The organism is Microcystis sp. M179S2, from assembly GCF_020245805.1.
GTDB classification, from domain to species: Bacteria; Cyanobacteriota; Cyanobacteriia; order Cyanobacteriales; family Microcystaceae; genus Microcystis; species Microcystis aeruginosa.
This window is the reverse complement of record NZ_JADBUE010000186.1, coordinates 1-11,757: the sequence shown is the minus strand read 5'-3', so window position 1 is coordinate 11,757 and position 11,757 is coordinate 1. Positions and strand designations below refer to the sequence as shown.

Below are 11,757 nucleotides of genomic sequence, written 5' to 3'. Positions count from 1 at the left end.
TTGCACCTGTTTCACGAGAAAAGCCACAAAACCCTTACCTTGCCTACATTTCACATTTATTCAGCAAGCCCTAATTAACACTTGCCTAGTCATCAATAATACTCCACTAGATAATAATTATCAACCGACTTGATTCTTTTTCTGTTTGCGCTTATAGTCGCCTCGAGAAAGGTGTTTTTCTAACCAGATAGAGAGAACTATAAATAAATAACGGCTACCCATTTCCTTGAGTTTTAACTTGGAAACCCCCGCAGTACGATTGCGCCAAGTAATGGGAATTGTCGTGTAGGAATATCCTCGCACGATCGCTTTTAAGGGCATCTCTACTGTTAAATTAAAATGGTGAGACAGTAGAGGTGAGATTCCTTCGATAACCTCCTTCCGATAGATTTTAAAGGCGTTAGTGGTGTCATTAAATTTTAGCCCAAATAAAACTTGAATGAATAGATTAGCCAAACGATTAACGAATAACTTGTGTATGGGATAATCAATAACTTTTCCTCCCTTGATAAAACGAGAACCAAAAACGCAATCGTAGCCTTCTTGCAGTTTATAATAATAGTCCACCATGTTATCGGGAGAGTCGGAATTATCTGCCATTACTACTGCCACTGCATCCCCGCTAAAATTTTCTAACCCACAGCGCACCGCAAAACCAAAACCATTGGGATAATAGTTATTGATGTAGCGAATCCGAGGATTTTCTTGGTTGATTTTTTGCAGAACTGCTTCGGTGTTATCTTTGCTATTGTCATTAACCACTAGGATTTCATAATCAATTTTATCCTCTTCTAAACGTTCAGATATTAAGTGAGTTGTGCTTTCGATGCAATCTTCTTCGTTGTAAGCAGGGATAATTATTGATAGGGTTTTTACCCCATGGTTATCCCTTGATTGACGTGGGTGAGAGTAACCGTCCATCTGGAAAGCTGGTGCTAATCCTTCGGGATAGTACATTTCTGTCTCATTAGTCTTATTCTTGGGTTTAAAAACTAGGCTATCACTGGCGACATAATTGATACTAGCCCCGATTAAAACCCCAATCATTGTGTTGACTCCGGGGCTAATTCCTAACCAGTTTAAGAAGGGAAATATCAAAAAAACTCGCAGTAAAACTGCTAAACCTGCCGAGAGATGATAGAGAGGAAGTTGTATCAAAATCACATCTCTGATTGTCCAATCTCCCCCAGTCCACACCCAGATTCTGTAGATAAAGAAACTGGCAATTAAAGATATTTCTATCGAAATGACATTAGCAACATTCTTCAGAAATGGGGTATTGAATCCCAAGTCATCAATGAACCAATAAATTAAGAATAAGTTGATTAGAAATGCCACTCCCCCAGCAATGAGAAATCGGAAAATTTTATTGTTGTAGATTTTAGTTAACATAATAGTCTCTTAAATATGCTCTGGTTTAGTTTTTTTAGGTCAACATTGCTACTAATAACATCACTAATGTCCTCTAGTTAACTAATTAACAGAGTTCCTCAATTACTAGCAGTATATTTGGCTAAAAATCACTTTTGTAACGAGGGAAAACTAGCAGATAAAAACTGATCAAAATAATTCTTAATTTGCCCTAAGTCCAACGGCTAACGTTTTGACTAAAAATCTCTTTGAGAATATCCGTTACTGTGTAGGTTAACTGCCAATCAGGATAATGATTTTTAAACTTACTCACATCAGAAATCCACCAGATATGATCACCAATGCGATTAGTCTCCACATACTGCCAGTTTAACTTTTTATCCGCAATTGCTTCACATTCTTGAATAGCTTCTAACATGGAACAATTACTAAAGCGACTACCACCGATATTATAAACTTCTGCTACTCGCGGAGTTTGATAAAAATGATAGAAAGCATTGACGAGATCATAACTATGAATATTATCGCGTACCTGCTTACCCTTATACCCATAAATACTGTATTCTTTGCCAATCATCGTACATTTCATTAAGTAGGATAAAAACCCGTGTAATTGCGTTCCCGAATGACTTGGACCGGTTAAACAACCACCGCGAAAAGAGGCAGTTTTCATCTCAAAATAACGCCCGTATTCCTGTACCAACACATCCGCCGCCACTTTCGAGGCACCGAACAAAGAATGTTTACAAGCATCAATACTCATCAACTCGTCAATACCTTGAGCAAAATAAGGATGATTTTCCGAGATTTCCCAACGTAATTCTTTTTCTACTAAAGGCAATTCATTCGGTCTATCCCCGTAAACTTTATTGGTGGAACAGAAAATAAATACTGCTTGGGGACAGTGTTGACGAGTATTTTCTAATAATACTAAAGTTCCGTTAGCATTGACACTAAAATCCATATAGGGATCCTTAGCTGCCCAATCGTGGGAAGGTTGCGCCGCCGTATGGATAATTAAGGATATATCATGACTATAGGTTTTAAAGATAGCTGAAATCGCTTCATGATCGCGAATATCTACAGCATGGTGAATGTATTTATCACCGTAATCTTGGGATAATTTGGCTCGATTCCACTCCGTCGAAGCGTCTTCGCCAAAAAATACCTGACGCATATTATTATCGATACCGACAACGGTATAACCCCGATCACAAAAAAACCTCACTGATTCGGAACCGATTAAACCAGCAGAACCGGTTACTAGAACGATCGCCATAACTATATCCTGAATTTTTTGCCTAGTTGTTCAGAAATTTCTCAAGTTGAGAAAACTTTCTCCGACTTTACTAGATAGGTTCGCCTTTGTCAATTAAACAGGAGGAGATTCCCTTAACTGCGGCAATTCCCTCAAAAATGATCGTCTTATCCACTAGGGGTGATTTAATGGCCTTTTCTTGCCAGTAATCCCTAATTAAGTCCCCATCTCCCCCTGTTAAAATTATCCTGCTCTCTGGATATAAATTTAACCATTCCAGACTGAATTTTTCTATTCCCGCCAAAATTGTATAAATTATCCCACTTCTTATCCCTTCTGCTGTTTCTTTTGCCCACATCTGCGGTAATCTTTCCGGTAAGGACACCTCTGGTAAGGCTGCCGTCCGTTCCCTTAAACTGGCTAATTGCACCTTTAACCCGGGTAAAATTGCTCCCCCCACTAGCTTTTTATCCCCATCCACTCCCGTAAAAGTTAAGGCTGTTCCCGCATCGATGACTAAACAGGGAAATCCGTATTTTTTTCCCGCACCTAAGACAGCTAAAGCTCGATCGATGCCGAATGTTGGATATAAATCCAGTAAAGGAATATCTTTTAAAGTAATTCTCCGTAAATTGCCATAATTTGCCCACAATTCTTTTTGGCTAGGAACCACGGAGGCGACAATCAATGCACAGTTACATTTATTTGTCAAGAGTTTAGGGAAAATTTGTCGCAAAAATTCATTACTTAGGGGTTCGTTCAGGTGAGGAGTATCGAGACAAGCTAACAGGGTTTGACCGCAAAAATACCCCCAATGTAGCCGAGAATTGCCGATCATCAAACCTATCCAGTCAGTATCTTGCTCAGTCATTTAGTTAGTGGGAAGTGGGAAGTGGGGAGTGGGAAGTGGGGAAGTGGGGTGATGGGGAGAATAAATAAAAATAATCTCCTGACGACCGGCTCCTGACTCCTGACTACTGAGTCCTGTTGATCAAAGTAATTACCGTCACTTCGGGGGGACAAAAAAGACGACCGGGAAAATAGGTTCCTAAGCCTCGATTGACATATAATTGATTTTCCCCGACTCGGTGAAATCCCTCGGACCATTGCCAGTATCGGACTACTCTGCTAAACTGCCGGTGAAGGGGAACCCATTGACCATAGGGTTCGGGCAGCGATCGCCTAAGTTTCTCTAAAACTATCGGTAGGGAACCCATACCCGGGATAGTCACTTGGCCTCCGTGGGTATGACCGGATAACTGCAAATCCACGCGCCAATCCCTTAAAACCATGGCTGTATCGGGATTGTGGGAAAGGACAAGTCTGGGTATATCGGGAGCAATTTGCTCGAGGATTTGCGGTAAAAATTCCCCAGACCAATAATCGGCCAATCCGACAATGGGAAAATTTTCGCCGTAGGGTGTGGCGATTTCATTCCAGAGTACCCGAATTCCCACGCCAGTTAAGGCTGCTCTGACCGTTTCCCTTGCGTGGGGAAGATAACTGTCATGATTTCCTAAACAAGCATAAATACCCCCTTGACTTTCGAGAGCTTTTATGCTATCCACCAGGGTAAAAATTGGCTGGGGACTATAGGTAATAAAGTCTCCCGTCAGGAAGATGAGATCGGGTTTTTCTTGATTAGTAATGGCGATCGCTTCTTGCAGGACAGCTACAGGCAAATGCTGTTCATCGCAGTGCAGATCTGACCACTGCACCAACTTGATCCCTTGCAGATGTGCCGGTAGGCCAGCAATTGCGATCGTTAATCTTTCTACCTGTAAGGATTCTAGCCAAAAGGGTCGCATCGGTGAGCCGTTGTCGGTGAGTAGTTACCGAAAAATTGGGTGTGTCAACAGTCTATCAATTCCCGATGGGGTTGTTGGGGGATGCTTCCGCAAACATCCCTCTTTTGACCATTAGCCTGGAAATTTACTGATAATTCTCTCCATAGCGGCCTCGACGTTGGCACGACTATTAAAAGCCGACAGCCGGAAATAACCCTCTCCGGCGGCCCCAAAGCCGGATCCGGGGGTCCCCACCACATTACAGGTATGTAGCAGTTTATCGAAGAAATCCCAACTCGATAGACCTTGGGGCGTTTTTACCCAAACGTAGGGCGCATTTACGCCACCATGGACTTCTAAACCGGCGGCGGTTAATTTTTCTCGGATAATTGTTGCATTTTGTAAATAAAACTTGACAAGTTCTTGTACTTGTGCTTGTCCTTCCGGGGAATAAACCGCCTCGGCCCCCCGTTGGACAATGTAGGAAACGCCGTTAAATTTGGTCGATTGCCGACGATTCCACAGTTTCCAGAGTTGCACATCACTGCCGTCGGCCGCTTTGGCCGTGAGACTTTGGGGAACCACGGTTAAAGCGCAACGGGTCCCAGTAAAACCGGCATTTTTAGAAAAAGAGCGAAATTCGATCGCACATTGCCGCGCCCCCTCGATTTCGTAGATGGAATGGGGTAAACTGGCATCGGTGATAAAGGCCTCGTAGGCCGCATCAAAAAAGATAATCGATCCGTTGGCCCTAGCATAATTAACCCAAGCTGTCAAGTGTTCTTTGGTAGCCGTGGCCCCGGTGGGATTGTTGGGAAAACAGAGATAGATTAAATCGACTTTTTCCGCCGGAATCTGGGCAGTAAAGTTATTTTCGGCGGTAATTGGCAGATAAATTAAGCCCTCGTATTCGCCGCGGTCGTTGGCCTCTCCCGTGTGTCCGGCCATAACATTAGTATCAACGTAAACGGGATATACTGGGTCGGTCACGGCGATCGAGTTATTATCTCCAAAAATATCGAGAATATTGCCCGTATCGCACTTAGAACCGTCGGAAATAAAGATTTCATCGGCACTTATCTCACAACCGCGAGCCTGAAAATCATGGACGGCGATTTTCTCCCTTAACCAAGCATAACCCTGTTCGGGCCCGTAACCCTTAAAGCTAGAGCGATCGCCCATTTCCTCCACCGCTTTGATCATTGCCTCGCGACAAGCTAGGGGCAAAGGTTCGGTGACATCCCCAATCCCCAGACGGATAATATTAGCATCGGGATTAGCTGCCGCAAAAGCTTGGACTCGTCGGGCAATTTCTGGGAAAAGATAACCCGCTTTTAGTTTTAAGTAATTACTGTTAATGGTTGCCATAATTATTATTCTCGTTTCAGTCGCAACCTTTAATTCTATAATAGTCGGTCGTCGGCCGTCAGTTTCGATCGCCCTCCTTCATGGACTGGGAGTGAGTGTAGGCGGTTGTCTTTCGATATACAATCAGAGAAAAACCTCTTAATAACTGACATTAGTATGGGTGAATCAAAACGTCGTCAATCGGCCCTGGGTGATAAGTATGGACAGGAAGAAAACATCCTGCCTTGGCTACCGATTACTAAAAGTCAAGCATCCCAAGCTTACAAGTTAACCACTAGGGGTGCCTGGATTGGTATAGGAGTTTTAGCTGGGGTTTGGGTAGTTATTCGCTTTGTCGGGCCGGCCTTCGGTTGGTGGAATGTCCAATAACTGGTTAAAGCTGCATCAGTTTGGGGGTTAGGGTTTTAGGGTTTTAGGGTGTTGGGGTTTTAGTTGAAATTCCCCACTTCCCCACTTCCCCACTTCCCCACTTCCCCACTTCCCCCAAAAAATTAATTTTGTTGGTTTGCCAAGATCTGGTCATCGATCGCCCAGTCTATTTCTTGCCGATCGCGACCGGAAGGGAGATAATCATTCTGGAAGGAGTCTGTTAAACCACTGACGAGATCATATTCGGGCTGCCAGTTTAACTCCAGGGTGGCCTTATTAATATCAGCGTAAAAATGTTGAACCCGCAGGGGGAAAGGTTTCTTTTTGCCGAAGTCAAATTTTTTGGGGTTATAGTTAACAATCTCGATTTCCTCGGCATTTTTACCCATCGCTGCCGCGCAAGCTTTTGCTAAACCGTTAAAAGTTACATAGCGATCGCCAGAAATATTATACACTTGACCGATAGCCTGAGAATTACCCAATACTGCGGCCATGGCCTTGGCCAGATCGACAACGTGACCGAATTGGGTAAAATGTTCCCCATGACCGGGTATAGGAATAGGACGATTACGAACCAAACGGTCAAAAAACCAAGCTTCTAGGTCATTATAGTTCCCCGGTCCGTAGATATAAACCGGACGGATGGAAGTCCAGGGTAAACCCATCTCGCTTAAATAGTTTTCTGTCTCGTGTTTTCCCTTGTGGCGACTTTTGGGATCTAGTTTATCCCCTTCTTTATGGGGCATTTGGTCGGATTTTAGATAAACCCCCGCCGAGCTAACATAGACAAAATGCCCGATTCTTTCCCTAAAAATCTGGACGAGGGGCTGAGTATCACTTAATTCTCTGCCATTATTATCGAAAATTGCCTCAAAACTTTCATTTTTAAGCTTTTCTTTCAGTTGCGCTGGGTCAGTGCGATCGCCGTGAATCTGTCGTACTCCAGCAACCGGAGCGGGTTTATTGCCACGATTGAATAATACTACTTCATGACCCTGTTCTACTAACACTTTAGTCAAAGAAACACCGATAAATCGGGTTCCACCCATAATTAAAATTTTCATAGTCGCCATTGTCAATATCAAGGTTATATTATCCCTCGATCGGTGCAGTTTGTGGCTTGTTAGTTGTTGGGTTTTGGGGGTATCCCTTAACTATAATACTAAATCGGTTGAGGAGAGGCACTCTTGGGATAGGGAGAATAAATAATCAGTCTTTGATAACCGGATTTAGTCTGAATTGGCGAAGTTTCGGTAAAATAAAGGTAATTAGTCAACAGAGGAGGTCAAAATGATGACTTTAGCAAAGGTAAAAAATCTGTATGATCAAGATTTTGCTTTGTGGATAGAGAAGACGGTCAAACAATTAAAATCTGGGGATTTATCTCAAGTTGATTTAGAGAATTTGATCGAGGAGGTGGAATCTTTGGGAAGACGAGACAAAAGGGAACTTAAAAACCGTTTAATTACATTATTTGAACACGGTTTAAAACGGCGTTATCTTCCTTTTTCCGACTGTTATCGAGGTTGGGAAGTAACAATTAAACGCTGTCAATCGAAGTTAAAAGATATCCTGAAAGATTCTCCTAGTTTATGCAGTTTTTTAACCGATATTTATGATGATTGTTATCAGGAAGCGGTGGAGAATATGCGAATTGAATATGATGCTAATTTTCCCGATGTTTGTCCTTTTTATAAGGATATTGATGGCTTATTAAATCATAAGTTTTGGGAGGATGAAAAATATGTCAAACCCTAATCTTTGGGGGGAATTGCCATCACTTGATTATCATTAACCACAACCAATTTACCGCCCAATTTTTCGATATTTTCCTTAGCTAACCTGCGGGTTTCTTCGTCTTGGCTATTTATCCAGACTAACATCCAAGCACCGACTCTAGGAGCGCGACTATCGGGATTAGTTTCTAAAAATTTCACCGTTCCCCTAGCGGATTTTTCGATAAATTTATTACCGGCAATTTTTGCCCAATCGGCGGCCATTTGATTAGATTTTTTCGCCGCAGGAATATCACCTAAAAATAATAGTTCATCCACTCCTTTATATAACCAAAGAAAATAGGCATCGGTGACATCAGGAGTGATTTTTGATAAACCTTTATTCATAATCTCAACGGTTCTTTCGGGTTTACCAGCATTCAGGGAAGAAGCGACAGACATCATCAAATAGGCGCGGACAAATTTGGGGTCATTTTTGGTGACAATTTCCATAAAATCGGGACTTAAACCGTAACCAGTTTCCCTACGAGCATCCACATCGCCATAGTATTGTATAAACTGCAACATTGACCAATTGGCTAACATATTGTCAAAGCCAAAGGAAGGTATATTTTTTAATAACTGAACCTGAGCATTTTCTAGGCGAGACTCTTGACGATAATTTCTATCTAATAACTTTTCTTTGGTCAAGGTTTTCACCTTTTCCTGTTGCATTTCCACAATAGCCATGATTAGTCCACCGATGACGGCGACTAAACCAAGAGTTTTAAGTAAGGATAGATTGAGATATTTTTTTGCACCTACCATAGCTTTAAATAAAAGTCAATAATCAGTGTAGGGTTAATTCATGAATTAACCCTACCATCGCGGTTAATTCATGAATTAACCCTACGATGAATTAACCCTACGATGAATTAACCCTACGATGAATTAACCCTACGATGAATTAACCCTACGATGAATTAACCCTACGATGAATTAACCGACAAATCACGCCCTTCATAATTATAACCATTTACTTATCAACAAAAATAAAAGATTTTTGGGGTTATTTTAATTAATTTCAATGCCATTAACACAAGCAAGAACACCGGCGGAATTACTGGTAGAAACATTATCTTCCAAAGGAGTTTCATCCTCGCAAACAATACCAGTATAGGCCCCGGCTGCCGTTTGTCCGGCCGCTCCGGCATAATTTTTAATATCGTTATTAAATGGAGTCAAAGCATCCAATTCATAGGCGGCTCCAAAAGCATTGGGAGGTCCTACTTCGCTGATATTATAGAATTTTAGGGAAATAGTGGCAGCTTCCAGAGCTAGTTCAGATAAAGTAGCAAAAGTCCCTTTTTCATAACGATAACCCTGTTGGGTGCGATTGATCAATCCCAGTGCCGCGCGCGCTTCTGCTTGCCTACCCTTAGCGACTTGTCCGAAGAGATTCGGTAAACTGATGGCAGCGAGAACCCCCAATAAAATCACCACTACTAACAATTCTATTAAAGTAAAACCCCTCGCTTTTTTTCCCTGTGATTTGATTGCTGAAAAAAGAAGGTATTTCATAGTTAGGCCCTGGCAATATTGACTATATTTTGGGTGTTGGGGTGTTGGGGTGGTCACTGCGTGCGCGTTGCGGGGGGTTTTAGGGTGTTGGGGTGGTCACTGCATGCGCGTTGCGGGGGGTTTTAGTTGAAATTCCCCACTTCCCCCACTTCCCCACTTCCCCCACTTCCCGAAAAAAATCAAAAGCGCAAGGTTTCCGAGAGAACATTTCCCTGCCACCTTCCGCTAGAGTATGATTAAAGCTGAGTTGTGAAATTGCGATTGTCAGAGAAGTATGTAAGGGCAACCCCCATACTTTTCTAGACGGCGATTACTGGATGAGACGAGCATTGTTAGCACAAGCTGCGGTTGCAGTACCAGGACCAACAGTTAAAAGACCAGTGGTAGCAGACGGGTTACTGGTTTGTTCACAGATAACGGCAGTGTAAGCACCAGAGGTGGTTTGACCAACGGCAGAACCGTAATCGAGAATATCGTTGGTGTAGGTACTGTTTGCTGTAGCAATATGAGCGGCACCCAATTGGTTGATGTTAGCATTTCCATTTGTTTGATCAGTAAAGGTTCCATAATAGGTAGAAGTGGTGGTGACAGGCAAGTTAGAAACTGCGGTGAAGGTGGCGTTTTCCAAGCGGTTAGCTTGCTGGGCGCGGTTAACGGTACCGAGGTTGTTGCGAGCTTCCGCTTGTCTGCCTTTAGCTACCTGACCGAGGAGGTTGGGGAGAGCGATGGCGGCGAGTACACCGATGATGATAACGACAACTAGGAGTTCGATAAGGGTGAAACCTTTGTTACGGTTCTTTTTGTTGAGAGCTTGGATGAGTTTGAATTTGAAGGTGGAGTTCATGGGTATATCCTTGTGTTAGGTGTTTTTTGTCCTCTATAAACAATCTACCCACCTGTTTCAGAAAACCTATCACCCTTGGAAAAATTTTTTTTGGGGAAGTGGGGTGGTGGGGAAGTGGGGTGGTGGGGAAGTGGGGTGGTGGGGAAGTGGGGTGGTGGGGAAGTGGGGGAATGGGGATTTTCCTGAATTTAGGTTTGACAAGAGGTATATATAAGGGAAAGTGAGAATCATCAGTCAGGAAAGGGGAATTATGGTGCAAAAACCGAAGAAATTGCTGAACACCCATGAAGACCTAGAAGTTTATCAAATCGCCTTTAATCTGGCTATGGAAATCTTTGAACTGTCTAAAAAGTTTCCCGGGTCGGAAAAATATTCATTAATTGACCAAATTCGACGTTCTTCTCGTTCTGTCTGTGCTAATTTAGCAGAGGCATGGCGTAGAAGACGATATAAGGGTTCATTTTTGCTGAGATTAAATGATGCGGAAGCAGAAGCAGCAGAAAGCCAAGTATGGTTAAAATTTGCTGTTAAATGCCAATATTTAGATATTGAGACTGGTAGAAAACTTTATGGTCAGTATAATAAGGTTTTAGGACTGATTGTCATCATGACTAATAATGCCGATAAATGGCTGCTGAACACCCCAAAATCCCCAAAACCCTAATTCCCCAAAACCCTAATTCTCCATTTCAGGTTAGGTTTAAGTATCGGGGGTAACTTCTAGGGATTGGGGAAAAAACCGAAAAGTTTAGCGGCACCTCCCAAGACAGCAACCACCAAAGCTATCAAAATCCCCCGGTTGGTAAATTCCTGATAACCAACCCGTACCGTTAATCCCTCGATTTTCTCGTCTAATACTTTAATATCGCCTTTTAACTCTCCCTTGAGTCCGGCCTGTCCGATTTCTACTTTGGTTAGCCGGTCCTCTACCTTGTCAAATCTCTCATTCATCCGTTTTTCCAGAGAGTCGATTTTACTCTCAATTCTGGTTAGGACAGCTTCTAGGGAATAAGTTACAGTTTCGTTAGACATTTTGCTATACTCCTAAAGTTATCAATAGTTTTCGGGGTGTGAGACTGGAGAATTTTAGGGATTGTTACCGAGGAAAAGAATTCTAATCGCAACGGTGATAATTGCACCGATAGCGGCACTCATGGCACCGATAAGGATAGGGACAATCAGACCTCGAAAACCCTGTAGGTCAGAAATAGTCTTAACTAGAGTGTATTGCTCATTTTCTACTTTTTCTAGTCTTTTATCCATCCCTTCGACTTTCTCAGTTAGTTTAGCTTGTCCTACCTTTAAATCATTTACATCTCTTTGCAAAGTATCGATTTTCTGATTGACATCTTTTTGCAAGGTGTCCATTTTCTGGTTGACTTCCTTGATGCTGTCTTTAATTTCCTTAAGGACCGATTCTAGGGAATAGGTGACGGTTTCGTTAGACATTTGCTAAACTCCTAA

General features: G+C 42.5%; 14 protein-coding genes. 3 read left to right on the top strand and 11 right to left on the bottom strand.

What is annotated here, in order from left to right:
• Positions 1–120: 120 nt before the first annotated feature.
• The 5 genes from IM500_RS11635 to IM500_RS11615 form a co-directional block, all read right to left on the bottom strand.
• Positions 121–1,392 carry a glycosyltransferase gene (locus tag IM500_RS11635; protein WP_190722225.1) on the bottom strand — a complete coding sequence of 424 codons (1,272 nt, stop codon included), beginning with the start codon at positions 1,390–1,392 and terminating at the stop codon, positions 121–123.
• A gap of 190 nt (positions 1,393–1,582) precedes the next feature.
• A complete protein-coding gene (locus IM500_RS11630) occupies positions 1,583–2,650 on the bottom strand; it encodes an NAD-dependent epimerase/dehydratase family protein (protein ID WP_190722226.1) in 1,068 nt (355 codons plus the stop codon).
• A 70-nt stretch (positions 2,651–2,720) separates the two neighbouring features.
• Complete coding sequence (locus IM500_RS11625) at positions 2,721–3,500, bottom strand: pantothenate kinase (protein WP_190722227.1); 780 nt, start codon at positions 3,498–3,500, stop codon at positions 2,721–2,723.
• Between the two features lie 103 nt (positions 3,501–3,603).
• Complete coding sequence (locus tag IM500_RS11620) at positions 3,604–4,437, bottom strand: metallophosphoesterase (RefSeq protein ID WP_190722228.1); 834 nt, start codon at positions 4,435–4,437, stop codon at positions 3,604–3,606.
• Positions 4,438–4,548: 111 nt separating this feature from the next.
• Positions 4,549–5,784, bottom strand: a complete 1,236-nt coding sequence (locus IM500_RS11615) for an LL-diaminopimelate aminotransferase (protein WP_190722229.1) — start codon at positions 5,782–5,784, stop codon at positions 4,549–4,551.
• Positions 5,785–5,940: 156 nt separating this feature from the next.
• Between IM500_RS11615 and IM500_RS11610 the strand changes: the two genes are divergently transcribed.
• Positions 5,941–6,153, top strand: a complete 213-nt coding sequence (locus IM500_RS11610) for a DUF2839 domain-containing protein (protein WP_002759416.1) — start codon at positions 5,941–5,943, stop codon at positions 6,151–6,153.
• A gap of 122 nt (positions 6,154–6,275) precedes the next feature.
• On the opposite strand, the gene IM500_RS11605 is transcribed toward IM500_RS11610, so the two are convergent.
• Positions 6,276–7,217 carry an NAD-dependent epimerase/dehydratase family protein gene (locus IM500_RS11605; protein WP_190722230.1) on the bottom strand — a complete coding sequence of 314 codons (942 nt, stop codon included), beginning with the start codon at positions 7,215–7,217 and terminating at the stop codon, positions 6,276–6,278.
• A 229-nt stretch (positions 7,218–7,446) separates the two neighbouring features.
• On the opposite strand from IM500_RS11605, the gene IM500_RS11600 reads away from it, so the two are divergent.
• Positions 7,447–7,911, top strand: coding sequence for a DUF29 domain-containing protein (locus tag IM500_RS11600; protein ID WP_287738477.1), 465 nt, complete (start codon positions 7,447–7,449; stop codon positions 7,909–7,911).
• Here the strand turns inward: IM500_RS11600 and IM500_RS11595 are convergent.
• From IM500_RS11595 to IM500_RS11585, 3 genes are all read right to left on the bottom strand, one after another.
• Positions 7,908–8,696 (bottom strand): hypothetical protein, encoded by a 789-nt coding sequence (locus IM500_RS11595; protein WP_287738474.1) that lies wholly within the window; start codon positions 8,694–8,696, stop codon positions 7,908–7,910. The two genes, IM500_RS11600 and IM500_RS11595, sit on opposite strands and share 4 nt — an antisense overlap.
• Before the next feature lie 246 nt (positions 8,697–8,942).
• Positions 8,943–9,449, bottom strand: coding sequence for a type IV pilin-like G/H family protein (locus IM500_RS11590; RefSeq protein ID WP_287738473.1), 507 nt, complete (start codon positions 9,447–9,449; stop codon positions 8,943–8,945).
• A 310-nt stretch (positions 9,450–9,759) separates the two neighbouring features.
• On the bottom strand, positions 9,760–10,293 hold the full coding sequence (locus IM500_RS11585; protein ID WP_287738472.1) for a type IV pilin-like G/H family protein: 534 nt from the start codon (positions 10,291–10,293) through the stop codon (positions 9,760–9,762).
• A gap of 250 nt (positions 10,294–10,543) precedes the next feature.
• Between IM500_RS11585 and IM500_RS11580 the strand changes: the two genes are divergently transcribed.
• The gene (locus IM500_RS11580) at positions 10,544–10,957 is read left to right on the top strand and encodes a four helix bundle protein (protein WP_061431063.1); all 414 of its coding nucleotides are present in this window, start codon (positions 10,544–10,546) and stop codon (positions 10,955–10,957) included.
• 56 nt (positions 10,958–11,013) lie between these two features.
• Here IM500_RS11580 and IM500_RS11575 read toward each other — a convergent pair whose 3' ends face one another.
• Together IM500_RS11575 and IM500_RS11570 are read right to left on the bottom strand one after the other, a co-directional pair.
• Positions 11,014–11,325: a DUF4164 domain-containing protein gene (locus tag IM500_RS11575; protein ID WP_190722235.1), complete on the bottom strand. Its 312-nt coding sequence runs from the start codon at positions 11,323–11,325 to the stop codon at positions 11,014–11,016.
• 54 nt (positions 11,326–11,379) lie between these two features.
• Positions 11,380–11,742, bottom strand: coding sequence for a hypothetical protein (locus tag IM500_RS11570; protein WP_052278088.1), 363 nt, complete (start codon positions 11,740–11,742; stop codon positions 11,380–11,382).
• Positions 11,743–11,757 lie beyond the last annotated feature (15 nt).